The organism is Paenibacillus sp. FSL L8-0494, from assembly GCF_038003695.1.
Lineage (GTDB): Bacteria > Bacillota > Bacilli > Paenibacillales > Paenibacillaceae > Paenibacillus_AQ > Paenibacillus_AQ odorifer.
Genome location: NZ_JBBOPQ010000001.1, coordinates 2,096,216 through 2,113,756, shown reverse-complemented (window position 1 = coordinate 2,113,756; position 17,541 = coordinate 2,096,216). Strand labels below are relative to the sequence as shown.

General features: G+C 40.0%; 17 protein-coding genes. 5 read left to right on the top strand and 12 right to left on the bottom strand.

From position 1 onward, the window contains the following. The first annotated feature begins 219 nt into the window (after window positions 1-219). A complete protein-coding gene (locus NYE35_RS09285) occupies window positions 220-771 on the top strand; it encodes a glutathione peroxidase (protein ID WP_341122446.1) in 552 nt (183 codons plus the stop codon). 135 nt (window positions 772-906) lie between these two features. Here NYE35_RS09285 and NYE35_RS09280 read toward each other — a convergent pair whose 3' ends face one another. Together NYE35_RS09280 and NYE35_RS09275 are read right to left on the bottom strand one after the other, a co-directional pair. Continuing rightward, window positions 907-1,158, bottom strand: coding sequence for a hypothetical protein (locus NYE35_RS09280; RefSeq protein WP_341120731.1), 252 nt, complete (start codon window positions 1,156-1,158; stop codon window positions 907-909). A 197-nt stretch (window positions 1,159-1,355) separates the two neighbouring features. Continuing rightward, window positions 1,356-2,081, bottom strand: coding sequence for an HAD family hydrolase (locus NYE35_RS09275; RefSeq protein WP_445321949.1), 726 nt, complete (start codon window positions 2,079-2,081; stop codon window positions 1,356-1,358). Window positions 2,082-2,274: 193 nt separating this feature from the next. Here NYE35_RS09275 and NYE35_RS09270 point away from each other — a divergent pair, with 193 nt between their 5' ends. Both NYE35_RS09270 and NYE35_RS09265 read left to right on the top strand, forming a co-directional pair. Further along, the gene (locus NYE35_RS09270; protein ID WP_341120729.1) at window positions 2,275-3,438 is read left to right on the top strand and encodes a YhgE/Pip domain-containing protein; all 1,164 of its coding nucleotides are present in this window, start codon (window positions 2,275-2,277) and stop codon (window positions 3,436-3,438) included. A 96-nt stretch (window positions 3,439-3,534) separates the two neighbouring features. After that, window positions 3,535-4,044 (top strand): PadR family transcriptional regulator, encoded by a 510-nt coding sequence (locus tag NYE35_RS09265; protein WP_036684013.1) that lies wholly within the window; start codon window positions 3,535-3,537, stop codon window positions 4,042-4,044. 103 nt (window positions 4,045-4,147) lie between these two features. Here the strand turns inward: NYE35_RS09265 and NYE35_RS09260 are convergent, their stop codons facing one another. From NYE35_RS09260 to NYE35_RS09225, 8 genes are all read right to left on the bottom strand, one after another. Next, window positions 4,148-4,405: an AbrB/MazE/SpoVT family DNA-binding domain-containing protein gene (locus tag NYE35_RS09260; RefSeq protein ID WP_036684015.1), complete on the bottom strand. Its 258-nt coding sequence runs from the start codon at window positions 4,403-4,405 to the stop codon at window positions 4,148-4,150. Between the two features lie 601 nt (window positions 4,406-5,006). Beyond that, complete coding sequence (locus NYE35_RS09255; RefSeq protein ID WP_036684017.1) at window positions 5,007-6,524, bottom strand: S8 family serine peptidase; 1,518 nt, start codon at window positions 6,522-6,524, stop codon at window positions 5,007-5,009. A gap of 96 nt (window positions 6,525-6,620) precedes the next feature. Beyond that, window positions 6,621-7,256 carry a DUF6033 family protein gene (locus NYE35_RS09250; protein WP_036684019.1) on the bottom strand — a complete coding sequence of 212 codons (636 nt, stop codon included), beginning with the start codon at window positions 7,254-7,256 and terminating at the stop codon, window positions 6,621-6,623. Window position 7,257: 1 nt separating this feature from the next. Next, window positions 7,258-7,542, bottom strand: coding sequence for a hypothetical protein (locus tag NYE35_RS09245; protein WP_036684022.1), 285 nt, complete (start codon window positions 7,540-7,542; stop codon window positions 7,258-7,260). 16 nt (window positions 7,543-7,558) lie between these two features. Beyond that, on the bottom strand, window positions 7,559-8,668 hold the full coding sequence (locus tag NYE35_RS09240; RefSeq protein ID WP_179089047.1) for a TIGR04066 family peptide maturation system protein: 1,110 nt from the start codon (window positions 8,666-8,668) through the stop codon (window positions 7,559-7,561). Window positions 8,669-8,679: 11 nt separating this feature from the next. Then, entirely contained in the window at window positions 8,680-10,137 is a 1,458-nt protein-coding gene (gene ccpM, locus NYE35_RS09235) for a Cys-rich peptide radical SAM maturase CcpM (RefSeq protein WP_217904434.1), read from the bottom strand. 40 nt (window positions 10,138-10,177) lie between these two features. Next, entirely contained in the window at window positions 10,178-10,357 is a 180-nt protein-coding gene (locus tag NYE35_RS09230) for a CLI_3235 family bacteriocin precursor (protein ID WP_036684027.1), read from the bottom strand. A gap of 77 nt (window positions 10,358-10,434) precedes the next feature. Beyond that, a complete protein-coding gene (locus NYE35_RS09225; protein ID WP_036684028.1) occupies window positions 10,435-12,162 on the bottom strand; it encodes an ABC transporter ATP-binding protein in 1,728 nt (575 codons plus the stop codon). A gap of 182 nt (window positions 12,163-12,344) precedes the next feature. On the opposite strand from NYE35_RS09225, the gene NYE35_RS09220 reads away from it, so the two are divergent. Together NYE35_RS09220 and NYE35_RS09215 are read left to right on the top strand one after the other, a co-directional pair. Beyond that, window positions 12,345-13,094: a LytR/AlgR family response regulator transcription factor gene (locus tag NYE35_RS09220; RefSeq protein WP_076104094.1), complete on the top strand. Its 750-nt coding sequence runs from the start codon at window positions 12,345-12,347 to the stop codon at window positions 13,092-13,094. Further along, window positions 13,091-13,882: a sensor histidine kinase gene (locus tag NYE35_RS09215; protein ID WP_080742445.1), complete on the top strand. Its 792-nt coding sequence runs from the start codon at window positions 13,091-13,093 to the stop codon at window positions 13,880-13,882. The genes NYE35_RS09220 and NYE35_RS09215 overlap by 4 nt, the downstream gene beginning before the upstream one ends. 76 nt (window positions 13,883-13,958) lie before the next feature. On the opposite strand, the gene NYE35_RS09210 is transcribed toward NYE35_RS09215, so the two are convergent. Continuing rightward, window positions 13,959-16,052 carry a glycoside hydrolase family 36 protein gene (locus NYE35_RS09210; protein ID WP_036684032.1) on the bottom strand — a complete coding sequence of 698 codons (2,094 nt, stop codon included), beginning with the start codon at window positions 16,050-16,052 and terminating at the stop codon, window positions 13,959-13,961. A gap of 119 nt (window positions 16,053-16,171) precedes the next feature. Continuing rightward, a complete protein-coding gene (locus tag NYE35_RS09205; RefSeq protein WP_036684033.1) occupies window positions 16,172-17,482 on the bottom strand; it encodes an ABC transporter substrate-binding protein in 1,311 nt (436 codons plus the stop codon). Window positions 17,483-17,541: the final 59 nt, after the last annotated feature.

The window sequence follows — 17,541 nt, the reverse complement described above, 5'->3', positions numbered from 1 at the left end:
CGATAGTGGGGGAGCTTCCTATAAGGTAGCTCTTCTTTTCTATTAAACTAACCGGTAACAACTAAGGGAATATTGGAGGAATACTTTTATTGTAATTAATGATCGAGTGTTGCCCATTATAGGTAGATACTATAAATATTATTCCTATTATATATTAGACCAATAAACGCCTATAGCGCTATTATGTTATTTATAATAATAACGTGGAGGGATGATATGATGTCTATTTATGATTTTCAAGCAAAGTCAATTCATGGCGAGCCTGTTGAATTGTCCATTTATCGTGGAAAAGTTCTGCTTATTCTGAACACTGCCAGTAGGTGCAGCTATTCTCGCCAATTACCTGATCTTCAAAAACTTTACGAAATTCACCATGAGCAAGGGTTTGAAATACTTGGTTTTCCTTGTAACCAATTCAACGAGAAGGAGCCAGAAAGCAACTCGGAAGTACATGAATATTGTGAGAGCAACTTTGGAGTTAAGTTTCCTTTATTTGAGAAAGTTGAGGTTAGGGGACCGTCTGCCCATCCTTTATTTCAATATCTAACACAGCAAGCACCATTTCAAGGATTCGATACTGAGACATCAGGCGGTAAATGGATGCAGGATTTTCTGCAGGAAAAGTATCCGGACATATATGCCGGAGATGGGGTTAAGTGGAATTTTTCGAAGTTTTTAATCGATAGAAACGGTCATGTATACGGTAGATACGAAACAACGACTAAACCTTTTGACATAGAGCCATTTATTGAATCACTTCTTTTAAATTAAATGAATCCGATTGGTAATTTAACCCACAGAGAACGATAGTTTAACATAAAGGGTTTACATATTAGGCATGCAAAACATATAGAACCCTTTATGTTATTTAAATCTCATTTCTTACTTTGATTAAATAATATAAAGTCAGATCAAATTTTTTTCAAATAGATGTTTTATAAACCATAGATAACATACAATGCACAACAAAAGAACAGCACTATAAAAAAACAAGGAATCATAATGAGTTACAAATAGGCTCCCTCCACCAATAGAAAAGACTATACCTATAACTAAAAACCACATCCCCACTCCAATCTCAGCACTTAAAGTAATAAAAAAGAAACTCATTATCATATTTATGCTCCCTTGGCTCGCTTCTCGCTTCTCGGTTTCCATATTTTCCCTCTCCATTTTTTATCGGATTACTTCCTTTATTTATGTATATATCTTTGCTGCCTGACGACGATACCGATTTCTTTCAACTGAAGCACCATCTTTTTGACTTCAATAAAAAGACAACCTTCTTCAAGAAGGTTGTCTTTTATGTGATCAAGCGCTTGCTTGTAAGCTAGCAAACTCCCCATCGTAAGTTCTTATTCACTAAACGCTGCGTTGTCGTATAAATCAACCAATTCGGCGAAGGAGGTAATAATGACATCAGAGCCCTTCAGCTCATCCTGACGTCCGAAGCCTGCATAGGCGCAGCCGATTACGGTCTGGCCATTTCCTTTACCTGCCTGAACATCAGAAGAACGATCCCCAACCATCCAGGCACTGCTGATCCCATGATTATCCAAAAGAATGCGTAGCAACTCGGTCTTAGTCGCAGTGCCTTGACCTCCCGCACTATACAATCCTTCGAACAACTCCTTAAGCTCATGTACCACAACGATGCTGTGAATGTAATCCTTCAGCCCGTTGCTAGCCACAAACAGCTTCACTCCGCGCTCTTTAAGCGCTGTCAGTGTCTCAACCACCTGTGGATACAGTAGTGTGCCTCCGGCTTCAAGCCCTTCAATCTCCAGCTGCAGGAGCAATTCATCCGCCCGGCGGTGCACGGCTTCATCTGCTTCAGGCATAACATTCTTCCAAATGTCTGCCAGCAACATCCCCAAGCAGCCTAGAATACGTTCTTCTGGTGGTGTAGGTCCTACGTATAGTCCCTCTTCCCGCAAAATATCGAACATTTTATGATATGCAGGCAATAAAAGACTTTCAGTCTGGAACAATGTTCCATCCATATCAAATACAATCGCTTCTGGCTTGTTCAGTTTCGCATGAACCACGTTTTGTTCCATTCCATGTACTTCGTTATTCATCTGTTGTTCCTCCCCATTCTGTTCTGCTTCAGGTAAGACATTCATCTGTGCGATATTTCCAGTACAAGCCCTATGATATATGAAATCGCTTTGTAATGTCCATGCTCTTAACTTTTTCTGTTGCAGTTTATATTTCGTTATGATATATTTCAATCTGTAATATTACAACTTGAAATATAAAGGAGAAATAACCATGTCAAATCCATTAATCATGCGCTTCCTCAAGCAGCCTGCTACCATCATTGGAATTATAACTGCACTGTTGTTCCAAGTTTTTTTCAGCTTAATTTGGATTACAGGGTACGATCATGTAACGGATCGGGTAGATCAGTTGCCCATTGCTATTGTTAATGAGGATGGTACAAATGCCCAGCCTATAGTCGATGGGATTGCAGGATCACTTCAGTTCGTAACCAGACAGGATCTCCAACTAGAAAATGCAAAAGAAGCACTTGAGCATAGAGAAATCCGCATGATTATCAATATTCCCCAAGGGTTCACTGGACAGATCAGCAATCCATCTGCAAAGACTGAACTCCACTACTTCTTAAATGAATCTAATCCGCAGATGGTCAGCAATGTCATGCAGACGGTAGCATTTAAAGTCACGGCTGCAATGAACACTCAAAGCAGTAGTTCAGCACTAAGCCACACCTTGGATGCTATGAATCTGCCGCAGGCACAAGCGGAGATCATCAAAAGTGCTGCAAGCAGCCGCATTTCCGCCAACGTCGAAATCATTAACCCTACAACTAATTTTGCACAAACTATGGTTCCCTTAATGATCGTTACCGCCTCATTTACCGGTGCAATGTTACTCGCGATGAATCTCCATAAAGCTTCCTCCAACTTGTCTGGACAATTTAGTAAATGGAATCGCTTTGCAGCCCGATTTGTCATTATGGGTGGAACGGCTGTGCTTATCTCACTAGTGGGAACTATCATGGTTAACTCACTCGGTATCCACTCTAATCGTGGCTTTCTGCTTATGTGGCTGTTCGAGTTCACGGTAATTCTCTCCTGCATGATCCTTGCTCAGTTTAGTCTGCTGCTCCTCGGGGATGCTGGCGGCTGGCTAAATATTGCCCTTCTCTCCATGCAAATGTTAGCGTCCGGAGCAACTATTCCACGCGATGTGCTTTCACCTTTTTATAACTGGATCGGTCCCTTCTCACCCGCTTACTATGCAGTTAATGGTATGCTCGACCTGGTTATCGGGGGTAACGGGGTATGGAAAGATATGTTCTATTTACTCTGTATTGGGGCAACAATTGCTGTATTAAGCGTACTTGTCACTTTCCTCCGTAAAGAAACTCGGATCTCACGAGAACAAGAGCCCGTGCCAGTAAATGCGTAATTATACAGTTTGCCACTCCGGCTATGCCATTTCAAATTGAGAGCGATATGCAGTTGTGATATGGTAGGAAGTGAAAGAAAGGAGCGGCAATGATTTATGAACATACAAGATGTTATTCTGGGGATTTTAAGCGAAAAACCTCATTCTGGTTACGAGATAAAACGACATTTCGAGGAATACTTCTCATTTTTCTTCGATGCCAGCTATGGCACGATCTATCCTACCCTAAGCAAGATGGAAAAGCTGAATCTGATCACTAAAGAATCTGTGCGACAGGAAGGCAAACCCGACAAAAATGTATTCACCATTACCTCTGCCGGCTTGGATCAGTTCCACGCTTATCTACAATCACCAGCCGAAAAAGATGTTCTGCGTTCTGACTTTTTTATGCACCTGTATTTTGGGGAAAAGACGGACAAAGAGAACATAGATAATCTGCTTCGGCAAGCATTGATAGAAAAGCAGGCAATGTACGACGATCTGGAACAGAAGTTGAACCAGCTAGATTACAAGTTATCTTCCTACCAGAAGTTGTGCATGGAGCTAGGCCTCGTACAATATGATGCTTTTATCAAAAAAATCCAAAGTGTGCTAGAGTCTAAATAAAACCCGCTTTCGAAAGTACCATAAAAAAAAGAACCGGTATTACAGGCACATCTTGTGCTTGTAATACCGGTTCTTTTTTTTGGAATCATATGTGGTATATGGATTATGCTCTATCAAAGCTTGCAATAAGTTCATCAAGAACATCTTTGCTTACCATTTTACCTTTGAAATTGATCAGGTTTTCTGAGCTTCCGGAGAAGATACAAGTTGGCTCATATTTTCTAAGGATAATCTTTTCAGCGTCTACAAAAATTTCGAGCGGGTCTTTTATGTCGATTCCCATTGTTCTACGCAGTTCAATAGGAATTACGATACGTCCCAATTCATCCACTTTTCTTACTATGCCTGTTGCTTTCATCATCGTACATCCTCCCTTGAAGTCACATTTATAATCATTCTTGCTAAAAGCTATGTACGCTTCTATATGATAGTAATGATTACGCTACTACCTAATTCTAAAGTTCTATTCATTTCCTGTCAATTATTTTTCTACATTATATGATATTATTCGACAAAATTTCGACAATGTATGATATCTGTTGAGCACCAAGATATGAAGCCGTGTCAGAACACAAAAAAATAGGGGCTTCTCTGGAATGTCGAAATCCACCCAGAATGTAACCCTACTTGATGACAATTCTACCCTAAAATACCTTCGTTAATCTATTTGTAAATCTTGTCACTCCGCTTATCCGCAATCACAAGTAGGAAATTGTCGAAAACTAGCAAGAACGCTACTCCGTCATTTACCCAGATGTTTAGTAAGTCAAACTTAAATAGGATCTATCATTGGAATAATAATTTCGCTATGAGTAGTGTGTGTATCGAATCCTCATGTAAATACAAGGCTGATGATATCACTGTAGTGTAAATACGATGAATCCGGAAGTCGACTAACGAGGGGCTAGCAAAGAAGTTATTAATGGAGGGTATTCTAAGTGTTTGATGTTTTTTGTCCCCCATTAAGAGAGTAAATAAACTATAGAATTATAAAGTTCTCCGATAAAGGTTTCATCAATCTGTTTAATATTGATAATACGTTCCTGGCATAAGCCATTTACAGCAAAAGTTGCTTGAAAGTAACCGTTTAATGGTTCAATGTCTATTTCAATATCCGTTTCTATTTTATCCGAAATATCATAGCCATATAAGACATATATCGCGATATCGTAAGATTTCTTATTCAGAATTAAGGAAAAATAGGAAGATGTCTGCGCTGAGTTTGTCTCAGGAACATAGTCTATTCCGTATAAAACTCCGATAGGGTGATTCGATGCAAAATAACTGTTATAGTTATTATTTTTAAATTGCCCTTTTAACCAGAGAATAACTTCAAAGTCAGTGTCAGCAGGGATGTAAATAGAAACCATTGGCTCTTCGATCAGCAACGGGGTGCTGTTAAGTGTGTAAATGTTGTGTATTTTGAATAAGCTATGCCATAACTTAATGTTAGTACACTGATTGTTAACTATCTTGTTCATATCTTTTCCTTGGTAATTGTCAATAAACACTACATTTTTATTGTATTTCGAAGCAATCCACTGTAATTCAACATAAGCATCAGGGTAAAGATCTCTGCTGATCACAACGAGAGTCTCAATATTTTCATTGTAAGCCAATAGGGCTGCATCAACAGCATCATAAGCCGACTCAGCGGGAACGACAATTTCACCGTGTATGTTAACGCAAAGATTCCGATTGTCCAATTTGCATTTTCCGTTCACATAGCATACTAATATATCACTTATCCAATCAGGGTCAGCATAGCAAATAAACAAGTGTTTATCGTCCCTATAGTTATTTGCCATTTTCGACAACATGAGTTTTATTTGCTGCAAGTTAGTTAGGTGAGATTTACCAATGAGTTCACATACTTTGGCTGTAATCATGGGCGCGGCAAAGCTGTTCGAGTTGCTGCACTCTTTACCATTCAAATGATGTCTAGCAAAAGCCGTAAATTCTATACCGTCGATGATATTATCATTGAGATAAAACTCCCCTTCGTGCAGCGTGTTGCTTACCTCTCTCTTAACGCCTATAACGTTTGAAAAAGAAGCTGGATATGTAATATAATCATGATTACTTGCGGCACTTACAATAACTAAGCCTTGACCAGCAACCTTGTTTATAACTCTCTGCGTTTCTAATAAATCCGCTGAGCAATGGCTTCCCAAGCTGATATTTACAACTTGGATATCATTTTGAACGCACCATTCTAGTGCACTATACAACTTCTGGATATTTCCCCTTAAGGTATCAGACAATATCTTCAAGCTATACATATAGATTTCCGGATAATAGTGCTTAATTATGCCTGCGCAGATGGTGCCGTGAGTTATTCTTTCGGGACTGTCTATTGTATAAGCGTCTATTGTGAAATCTTCATTGAAGATCAACTGTTGAACAACCGGTTCACCTAGCAAATATTCGTTGATACCATCATCAATCACGGCAATTTTCACTTTAGCTTCGATGTTCATCATCTCCTTTTACAGATCGACAAAAATAAAACCGCCTCATTGGTCACAAATCCATTGACCCAGGCGGTAGTCATGATTAAAAAAGTGATTAATCATTTAATTAAACAGGTTCTTTTTCCGCAGCATCGAATCCAGACTAGCTTGTAGCACACTATTTAAATACATGCTATCTTCTTCACCATTATTGGAGTTGTCAATAAATAACCCGAATTGTGATAGGCTAGAGCTGCTACTTAATTTACTCAACGAGTCTAACTGCTCCGCCTTTCTTTTTTTTTCTGCCTCTACTTCTTTATTAATCTTCTCCCGCTCGGCAGGTGTTAAATAATCACCAATCACCCAAAAAGTAGCTGTTCCATCCGGATGTATAATGACGCCACTGGCATCACCGGGTTTATCATTAGCGCTGGAAGCAAAATGATCCTGAATAATTGCTTCTACCCTTTTTTGCATTTGTGGATCTGTTGCCGACTGATTCAGTATATTTGGAGCAATGGTTACATTCCCTTTGCCAACACTACCAGAGTATACACTTTTCACTGCTTCATTGTTCTTTGGTATGGCTTGAACGTTGATTTTAATGTCGAATTTTTTTTCCAATTCCGTCAAAACCGCTTCCGAACTCGATGTCGATAGCGCGTCTTGAAATGAAATCTCTGAACTCTTATTTTTCTGGATTACCATTGCAGCCCCCGCACGATTCAGGCTACTGAGTGAAGCTACATTCAACAACTTAAACCAACTCCCTTATTCTTTTTTCCTGTAGAATGCGGCAAACTGTATTATTAATTCGATCTAGGCTGTTGAAGCATCCATTTAATATATCGGTTTCCGGAATTTGTATTTTTAGTTTTTCCTCAATATGTACAAATAGAACCAACAAATCCCGTGGTGAGAACTGCATCGCCTCGCCCAATAAATCTTCATAGAAGTAGTTTTCATTAAGCTTGATCTTGTCCATTCCCATTACGTCGAATAATATTTCGTTTATCTGTTCACGCACTTGATCCAGATCCATAAATATCACCCTTCTTTTATACGATTTGCATATTTTCCTGTAACAATAGAGCTTCACAGCATTCTGCTAATTTCAAAGTGTCTGTCCCATTTAACGAATTAAACAGAGGAACCTTTGACTCTAGCGATATTTGTGCAATTTTTTCATCAACCAACTTAGAATCAACCGTAAAAAACTTCAATTCTTTATCCTGTTTGCTTCTGCCCGTATCAAATTTATGATTTGACATATTAAAACAATCAATATCAAAACCTAATTTATGCTTTGTTGACACACATATCTTATCGAGAAACTCTCCATTAAAATCATCATAGGTCAAGTTCATAATACCGACATCCGGATGGATTGCACTAGCCGCCTCGAATGCAGTAATACCAAATCTATTGGTAAACAGATTATTATATACCATTGTCCCGCCTGGAATTCCGATAATCATTACATCAGGTCGTTCGTTCAATTCAATATATTTACAGAAGTGATTAAAAAGAAATATTTTATCTATCTCCGCTTCTTTATGATTAAACATAAAATCAGGAAAAGAATGAAATCCCATAATCTCACAATAAGATTTTGTCCCAATTTGACTTACTTTGTACCCTTCTTTCAAGAAATAATCCCTTAGGCTAAGCTGAACATCAAATTTATTGGATTTTTCCATAAGACTCGCCACGCAGATTATCGGAACATTAATATCCAGCAGTATTTTCTCAACGAGTTCTACTTTCGTTCTGTCAATGTCAATTCCAAAAAAACTTGTGAGTTCCACATTATTTTTCAGGCATACCTTCTTTACCATTTCAACTTCATGATCAGCACATCTGTTAAGCAGAACAATATCTTTCCCCATCTCTGCGGCTTTGATAATTGTCGGGAACACCACTTTTTCAAAACTGCATTCAAATTCACAAATCATTAACACATCAAATTCATCATCTGAAAGAGAATCTTTAACTTTTATACCCACATCCTCACCATAATAGCTGTACGCTGCATCTTTTTCATTCAGTCCAAAACCTAAAGGTGCCATTAATGAAACAAGCTCATAGTTGCCCAGTAAATTGGAGAATCTGACGACCGGACCGAAATCTGCATGATATGGATAAACAATTGCTCTTTTTTTCACCATTGTCTCCCCCATTACACTTTTTCTTTATCAAAGTCGTAGCCTAACTCTCTTAGTACGCAATAATCTTTAAACAAACTCTCAGTGTTTTCTTTAACTTTATTGCAGATACTTAATTTTTTGGCAGCAGAAAACTCACTGATATCATCGGCGGCCATTGCACAAGAAGTACAATATCTAAAGGCCCAGCACTCTTTGCATTCTTTCTCCGTTATTGTTCCAATGTTTAGTATGTTCCGGATATTATCCAATTCAAAGCCTGTATCTATATGCCCAATCCTCATTACACTAGATGCTTCACTAACTCTTTCACAGGGATACAGAGCACCGTCAGCATTCACAAACAATCGTTGTACTCCTGGAACACACGGTCCGGAATGATGGTCTTTTTTTACATCATAGAAAGAGATTCTAAGCCTGTTATGGACATTCTCCTGGATTTGATCAAAGCTTTCCATCACCAGCTTGGATACATCATTTTTCTTAAGCCTATCAAATTTATAAAGAAATAATTTGAAAACTTCGTAATTATACATCTTGATAAAACTGTCATTGATTAAGGACTCACTTTTTTTGTAGCTACTTGCTATATCACTTGCCATAACAGCAAAGTCTTTTACGGTCTCATAGTTTGAAAAAAAGTTTGTGGAACAGCTAAAATCTGAATTTGGATCAATTACTGCATTGAACATCACTTTATCAACATAGTCTGGTGTTTTGTTTTTGATATTTTCAATATTATCCATAATAGTCTGAAAACTGCCTTTATTATTTACCGCAAAAACTCGGTTTCTATCATGCGCGACTTCATCGCCGTCCAGGCTGATAGTTAAATTAAAATCATTAGAAGATAAGAACTCTAAGGTTTCGTCGGTAATTAAAGTTGCGTTTGTAGTAAGGTTAAACGTTAGTTCTTTGCCCGCACTTTGTTCTCTGGCATAAGCAACACAAGCTTTTATTAAGTCCATTTCCAGTAAGGGCTCTCCTCCATAAAATCCAATATTAATAATTGGAGAATCTACGGAGTGCTCAATCAAAAACTTAATTGCTTTCAAAGCAACCTCTTTTTTCATTCTCTTATTGGTATGTACTCTGTGTAAGTAGCTCCCTGAATACGCGCAATAGCTGCATCTTAAATTACAGTTTTGCGTGACCTGCAAAGTTATCGAGCCAACGCTTCTGCTTAAATTGTGCTGCAAAGAGTCGCTCATGGGATGAATCATCTCAAAATCCTGTTTCTCCGCCAAAAAACCGGAATCAAATAAGTTTTGAATCTCCGGTTCCACTTGTTCAAAGTTTGAATTTCTATAGTTCAACAAAGCCTGATAAGATCTTTCATTTAATTTAAGAAATGTATTTGCATTCGCATCGAACATATATTTTCCCGTTACCGTTTCAAATAAATGAAATACTGGCACCTGAACTCCCCCCACTCTAAAAGTGAAGCAGGACAGCTTTTTTAATAAAGCCATTTAGCCATCCTGCTCTTAGCTATACTTAAGATTGCACTTACTACCCGATTCCAATAGCAGTCATCTTCATGGAGTTACCAGTATAGGTTACTTGTTTCATGGCTGCTTTGTTTGATCCGCTGGCATTGCATGTACATGCATAACAAGGACATGCACTGCAAGCTGCATATGCCTCCAACGTTTCATAATTTGCATTTGTTCTTTTTACAAGTTGTTTCATATGCCTATTCCTCCTTTCAAATCGTATTTATCTAAATATCAATATTTGATATTTAAATCACTCGAAGGGTAAACCCATTAAACGAATTGATGCTGTTGTGTGATGAGCCGATACCTTTCATTTGTATAAGACAACTTCTCATGAAGTCCAATAGCGGAGACCTGGCCTTTTTCTAAAAAGATTACTCTATCCACATGCTTCAGAATTTCCGGCCTATGACTGACTATAATCACTGTATTGTTACTGAGTGCTGTATCTAATAGATGGTTGATGGCTTGTTCAGAGTGAAGATCAAGGTTGGAGGTCGCTTCATCAAAAATCACCATAGGCCTGCTTTTTACTAATGCTCTGGCTATCGCGATTTTTTGTTTTTGTCCACCGGACAACTTGTTCCCATTAGAACCTACGACATAATCCTCAAACCGGCTTGTATCCTTCTCTAATAATTGGGTAGCCTCAATAGCCTGTCTATACTGCTCCTCATGGTTTTCACTGTAAAGTTTTATGTTATTTTCGATGGTTGTGTCAAAAAGATATATCTCTTGACTAACAGTCGAAATTAATTCCCGATATTCATTCAAATTAATAGCCTTAATATCCACTCCGTCAAATAAAATTTTTCCTGCAAGTGGTTCGTAAAACCTCTGGATTAAATTTAGGATTGTAGACTTCCCCGAACCATTCATTCCTACAATGGCCACTTTCTCATGGCTGCCAATCGTGAAATTCACATTTGACAAGATCAGTTCAGTATCATAAGCAAAGCTTACATTTTCAAACTGAATGCTCCCAAAAGGGTTGAGTCGCTTCATACCAATGTTGGCGGATTCTACATCACAAGCTTCGATTTCTTCCTCGAGCAATGAATAATACCTTCGGGCAGAAGGCATTATTCCCGACAATAAGTATCCAATATTCAACATCGATGAGATAGGAGTGGTCACATAAGCGCTATAGGTAATAAATGCAAATATACTTCCTACCGAAAGCTTTGAATCTAATATCATCGTCGATCCAGAAGCATATATTAGAAGAACTAGTCCTCCAATTAGAAATCTCTCCACAGTAATCCGCCAATTATCCAATAAACTGATTCCCATATGGGAGGTTATTACTTGATTCTGCTTGTCTGCAAATTCTTTTTCTTTGAAAATGAATAAATTAAAAAGCCTTGTTTCCTTCACACCATTCAAACTATCCTCAAACCAATGCGAATATTCTCCATCCTTCGTGATGTATTTTTCCGCAAGAGACTTTCTTTTTTTAGCAAACGATTTCAAAATTAAATATTCTATAGGGATTAAAATAAGCACAATAAGTGTAAGTTCCCAACTTATGATAAAAAGTCCAATAACTCCTCCTACCAAACTAAAACACTGACTAACAATAAAAAGCATGCTACCATCCGTTATTTGCGAAATATTCGATATATCGGTGCTAACGCGATTTAAAATTTCACTGCAGTTTTTATCAGTGAAATATTTCACTTTCACTTTCATAAGTCGATCAAATGCAGCTTTATGCAAGGAGTAGATAATATTTGAAGCTATTTTTATTCTTCGTTTTTCTTTGAGCAAATCTAAAAAGCTACTGAACATAGACAAAAGAAAGATGTAGATTGCCGTTAAAATAATGGTTCTAACATCTGATTTCATAAATCCTTCATCAATAATAATTTTGTTGAACATCGGCAAAATGGAACTAATCAAAGTAGAAAATATTAAGAGCAGAAAAATAATACATAAATTCTTTTTATGCGCTTTAAATAATCCGATAAGTTTTTCAAGGGTATCCTTATCATTCATAGAATATATCCTCTTCTACTTTCAAGCTTCGGTTTGACATTGATAACGCTATCAATATATCATATAAAAGAATATTTGGGGTAATTTGGTAGCTAATGGTTGGAATAGGAGGCTGAATGACGTTTCGTGTCAGGTTTTGGTATCTCTGAAGATTAACAAATTTAATTATGGGGGGGATGGCTTTGTTACGCATAGCCGTATGCGATGACGAGAAAAAGGAACACGATTTGCTAAAGGAATATCTCCCAAGACTTATGAAAAGCACGGCTTACTCTTTCGAGACTCAATATTTTACCTCCGGTGAGGAATTGCTTCACTATTATAATCAACAGAGTAGTTATCCTTTTCATATACTTCTAATGGATATTGAACTGAGAGGATTAAATGGAATCGAGGTTGCAAAAAAAATCCGTGCACTTCCGGATCGGGAGGTTCAAATTATATTCTTGACAAACTATCCGCAGTACGTAATGAGCAGCTTTGATGTGCAACCCTACCATTATTTGATTAAACCAGTAAACTATGAGTGTTTTGAGGCAAAGATAATAAAGCTATGTAACTATATCATTTCTTCTGTAAATAGGTTTCTAATGATTAAAACTGAAGATGGACATATGGTGATCAAAAATTCTGACATTATTGCGATTGTTAAAATCAAACATTCCTTGGCTAAAAACCGACTAAAGATCATTACCTCTACGCAGCATTACATAATTCCAGGTACAATTTCAGAATATATAAGTAAACTAAACCGTCCATTTATGCTTATTCATCGTTCCGTTATTGTTAATCTGGAACATGTCCATAAGTTTACAGCTACTTCCGTAGTCATGCACAATCAAGAGCAGTTTCCTATTGGCCGTACTCAGGCAAAAGAGGTTAAAGAAGCCTACGCCTATTATATGATTGCACAATTCAAAGAACGAGGATGACTCTTTATCTATCAATGGTCATCATGATGTTGCTTATTCTGCTAATCAGAGAAACCATCCTTTTATTCGGTAAAATTAATGAAAACACCAAACTGACTAAAGAAAATCTGCAATTACATAAACAGATGGATTATCAACACATCAGCTATGAAAAAACCACACATTCCCTTACAAGCATCAAACAAGTTATCCATGATACGAACAAGCATTTGGTATATGTCCGGAATTGTATTCAGAACAATGAGATTCAGGAATCTATCCATCATATCAATTCAATGCTCGGTCAAATTCATCAGCCTTCTCTCAAACTATCAACAGGTAATTTGGTAATTGATTCTTTAATTGGCAACGCGCTAAATATTGCTTGTGAACACAAAATTGCTATTAAGTATGATATTCATATACACGCCGAAGCTATTGATATTGATCGGTTTGACTTATGTACCGTGATCGGGAATGTGCTGGATAATGCTCTAAACGCCGCTGCAAGAGTTCCAAAAAAAGAAGATAGATTTATTCAGCTGCTAATTTTCACTACCGATACTTCATTGTTTATCCAAGTCACCAACTCACGGAACAATTCTAGCACTATAGTGCAGCATAATTTTAAAGAGAATCCCGCTTTTCACGGATTCGGCTTAACAAATATTCAAAGTGTCACCGAAAAATACGGAGGTCATCTAGTTACTAACGCTCAAAATAATGAATTCGAAACAATCATTGTACTACCTTTTCTAAACATACTTTCAGCAGCTAAGCCAAACCTGACCGAATTAGAAAGGCAGTGAAAAAAACTATTTCCCTAGCAAGTACAGCGGCCGCTCCCCAACAGCAGACTGAAGGGGAGCAGGCCCGCCGCAAGCTTTACGAAGTAATCTCAAACAATCTCGCTGTTTTTCCTGGTGGGAGTGCCACCGTCAAAACCCCTGCCGATTGATCCCAATTCCAAGTTGAACTATGCTGCTGAGGATAGGCACAGGCGATCACTGGTTCAAATCCCTTCAGCTCTTCTATCGGCAATTGGACATTTGCAGCTTCTCCGTCAATCCGCCATACCGCGACATACCGTCGTTCGCCGCGCCGCAGGCCAAGGCTGACCCATTCGCCCTCACTGTCCGGCAGGCCGAGCGGCCAGAAAGGTGTGGCGTGTGGGATATCACTGCGAATGGTTTTGTAATAATCCAGCGCTTCTTTAACTAGACTTCTGCGGTGAGGTTCAAGCTCCGCCAAATGACCGCTCTGGTGTACACGAAGCAACAGCGCATTAACCATATTGAAGATGACTTCCTCATCGTCACCCTCGCGCAGCGGATAAGACCAAACTGCGGACTGCTCCGGTGTCAGTGCTGCCGGAGAACCTGCGGCAATGGCCGCATACTGTACATAATCCTCCTGGTCGCTAGTAGACTGGATGCTGTGTCGGCTGAGCATCGCATAATCCATGCGCATTCCCCCGCTGGAACAGTTCTCGATGACAAGGTTCGGATAACGAACAAAGATGCTGTCCAACCAAGCCAGATAAGCGCGGTTATGCTGTAGCAACCCATCTCCGAAGCTGTCCGCATCCGTTTCTGTCCCAATGCCTGCATTGATGTTGTAATCCATTTTAATGTATCCTACACCGTACTGCTTAACCAGACGCGCAATAACACCGTTTGCATGATCAATGACTTTCGGGTTGCGGTAATCTAGCTGATAGCGGCTACGGTCCTTAACCCTTTTACCATGCCGCATGAAAAACCAGCTGTCATCAGTCTCCGCAAGCTTCGGGCTGTTGATGCCCATAACCTCCAGCTCAAGCCATAGTCCGGGAATCATCCCTTTGCTGCGGATATAGTCGAGCACATATTTAATCCCTTCCGGAAACCGATCGCTGGAAGGCTCCCACTGGCCTACGCCATCCCACCACTCTCCGGGTGCATACCAGCCAGCATCAATACAGAAATATTCACAACCTACTTCTGCGGCAGCATCAATTAAAGGCAGTAGTTTCTCAGTCGTTGGGCTTCCCCATAGGCAATTCATATAGTCATTAAAAATAATCCGCAGCAGCTCATTATCCTCATTAGGTCTGCGGATCATCCGGCGATATACCGTAAGCTGTTCTGCCGCGCCCTGAAATCCTCCCTGCACAGCACCTACAGCTGCTGGCACCGAAGTAAACTCTTCACCGGGAGCTAGGTTCAGCCACCAATGGTTGTCATGTTCTGTAGGTCCGCTGACCAGCAGTGTAAGCTGATCGTATTGATCCGTCAGCTCCCAATGCCAAGAGCCGTTATGCTCAATCTGCCAGAACAAGCTTGTCCCGCTCTCCTTATTATGCAAAACCGCCATCGGTAGAAGTTCCGCTGCTGACCAAGAGCCTGTATTGCTTGCGGCAATTCGTTTGGAGCCACGGTCTGCCAAATGATACATCCCAAGCTCAGGCAGGCGGTAGGTCCGCCACTGAAGTTCACTCTGCCATCCGCTGTGGGCAAGGGTTACTTCAATCTTATCATTGCGCTCCCCGCTCCCCTCTTTGTCTACACCTGTAAGAGCAAAGGAGGAGATGTATTCCACTGCCACCTCAGCTTCTCCAGCATTCTTTAGCACTGTCCAGCTTCGAACGATTTGCACGCCCTTGTAGAACTGAAAATGCTGCACTGCCTGGATTCCTGTAATCGGATCAGCCAAGCTAAGCTCCAATTTACGCCCGAGTGCATTCACTGTATCGCTGTGTCCCACATATACCATCCGAAGACCCGGAAAGGATGCTCGGTGTGTGCGCCCGTGATATTCGGCGCGGTCTTCGCCCGATAATTGCAGCTCCAGCAGCCGGAAGCCTTGCTTGTTCTTATCCGCTATGGCTGCTTCCAAAGGTGCCGCGCCAAAATGCAATAGCCGAACATCCTGATCTTCCGTAACTTCAATCGTAAGAAATAGTCCATTTTCAATGATTTCAATCATTTTGCTATTCATAATAATGTACCTCCTGACTTTATCTCAGTATCTTCTTATGATTATATAACATATAAAAAAGGGACGGTTCTCCAGTAAGTGAATCTTACCTTGGAGCCCGCCCCCTGATCTGAACCTAGTTATTCTGCCGATCCGAATTGAATCCAAGCTTTTTGAATTTCATCGATGGCTTGATCCTTAGTTTTGCTGCCGCCGATGTAAGCCTGCATGAGCTCACCAAATTTTTGGTGGAAGGTATCCAGAGAGTAGTTCACGGACAGGTCGCCGGATTTCTCTGTTTTGAGGATTTCTTCCATTTCTTTTGGCATTTGCAGGTCAGGCATTGGAGCATCCTTAATTGGAGGAATAACCTTTGCTACTGTAGAGAACCAGTTCTTACCGTATTCAGAAGTATACAGCCAGTTGAAGAATTCAATAGTCTCACCAGCTACAGCAGAATCCTTATTGATACGCAGGGCCTGATCCGCACCCGTAATGATCTGGGACTGTTCAGCCTTGTCGCTGACTGGGTAACCCATAATGCCCAGGTCGAAGTCAGGTGTGATTTTCTTAATGGCTTCTTCATCCCATGCGCCTTTACCAGTCATGAACGCTGTTTTGCCGGATGCAAAGTCGCTGACTTCAGCATTGCTGTCCCGTTCAAGCGGTTTGTCTGTGCCATGTTTAACAGTGGTATCAACGAAGCTGAAGAAGTTATTGTACAGCACCGGGTGATCCTTGATCGTGGTTTTTCCGGCAATAAAATCATTTACTAGTGTCTTAGCATCCGTACCTGCATCTTGGGCTGCCGCATCTACGAAGTGTTGGAAGATGTGTTTCCATACCCACCACTCTTTATAGGCGTTGGCAAAAGGAGTAATGCCTTTAGCTTCAAGCTTAGTAATCGCATCGTCCATTTGGGCTGTTGTCTTAGGAACTTCCGTAATCCCAGCATCAGCCAACAGTTTCTTATTGTACATCAGGACAAATAGATTCCCTTTTACCGGAAGACCGAGCACTTTACCGTCCGTAGAACTCATGTTAGAACGCACTGCATCGGTCATCGCCGCAGCCAGTGGCTCATTAGTTAGGTCAGCACTATACTCCGCAAAGGTATCAATATCTCCACCCGCTGTGGTCTGGAATACGTCAGGTGTACTTCCCGCAGCAATCTTCGATTTGAGCACCGTATTGTAGTCAGCCTGCATAATCTCCAGATTAATCGTCACATTCGGTTTAACTTTCTTGTACTCGGCAATATAAGCGTTAAAAGCATCAGTGTACTCGGGTGATGCGGTGAACATATTAATCGTGACCGGCTTGCCAGAATCTGTGGCAGGAGTATTCCCTGTTCCGCTATTGTCAGCGGCATTGTTGTTTCCGCCGCAACCCGCCAGTAATCCGCCGACGAGCAGCAGACTCGCAGATAAAGCCATAAATCTTTTTAACATGATGTTGCCCCCTTTTCCTCATGCATCTAGTGGTCTTGAGACAATTCTAAAGAAAAAGA

Bases quoted from the DNA above. Each gene is read 5' to 3' on its own strand.
- NYE35_RS09285 (WP_341122446.1), top strand. From the start codon at position 220: ATGTCTATTTATGATTTTCAAGCAAAGTCAATTCATGGCGAGCCTGTT.
- NYE35_RS09280 (WP_341120731.1), bottom strand. From the start codon at position 1,158: ATGGAAACCGAGAAGCGAGAAGCGAGCCAAGGGAGCATAAATATGATA.
- NYE35_RS09275 (WP_445321949.1), bottom strand. From the start codon at position 2,081: ATGAATAACGAAGTACATGGAATGGAACAAAACGTGGTTCATGCGAAA.
- NYE35_RS09270 (WP_341120729.1), top strand. From the start codon at position 2,275: ATGTCAAATCCATTAATCATGCGCTTCCTCAAGCAGCCTGCTACCATC.
- NYE35_RS09265 (WP_036684013.1), top strand. From the start codon at position 3,535: ATGAACATACAAGATGTTATTCTGGGGATTTTAAGCGAAAAACCTCAT.
- NYE35_RS09260 (WP_036684015.1), bottom strand. From the start codon at position 4,405: ATGATGAAAGCAACAGGCATAGTAAGAAAAGTGGATGAATTGGGACGT.
- NYE35_RS09255 (WP_036684017.1), bottom strand. From the start codon at position 6,524: ATGAACATCGAAGCTAAAGTGAAAATTGCCGTGATTGATGATGGTATC.
- NYE35_RS09245 (WP_036684022.1), bottom strand. From the start codon at position 7,542: ATGGATCTGGATCAAGTGCGTGAACAGATAAACGAAATATTATTCGAC.
- NYE35_RS09240 (WP_179089047.1), bottom strand. From the start codon at position 8,668: ATGGTGAAAAAAAGAGCAATTGTTTATCCATATCATGCAGATTTCGGT.
- ccpM (WP_217904434.1), bottom strand. From the start codon at position 10,137: ATGGCTTTATTAAAAAAGCTGTCCTGCTTCACTTTTAGAGTGGGGGGA.
- NYE35_RS09230 (WP_036684027.1), bottom strand. From the start codon at position 10,357: ATGAAACAACTTGTAAAAAGAACAAATGCAAATTATGAAACGTTGGAG.
- NYE35_RS09225 (WP_036684028.1), bottom strand. From the start codon at position 12,162: ATGAATGATAAGGATACCCTTGAAAAACTTATCGGATTATTTAAAGCG.
- NYE35_RS09215 (WP_080742445.1), top strand. From the start codon at position 13,091: ATGACTCTTTATCTATCAATGGTCATCATGATGTTGCTTATTCTGCTA.
- NYE35_RS09210 (WP_036684032.1), bottom strand. From the start codon at position 16,052: ATGAATAGCAAAATGATTGAAATCATTGAAAATGGACTATTTCTTACG.
- NYE35_RS09205 (WP_036684033.1), bottom strand. From the start codon at position 17,482: ATGTTAAAAAGATTTATGGCTTTATCTGCGAGTCTGCTGCTCGTCGGC.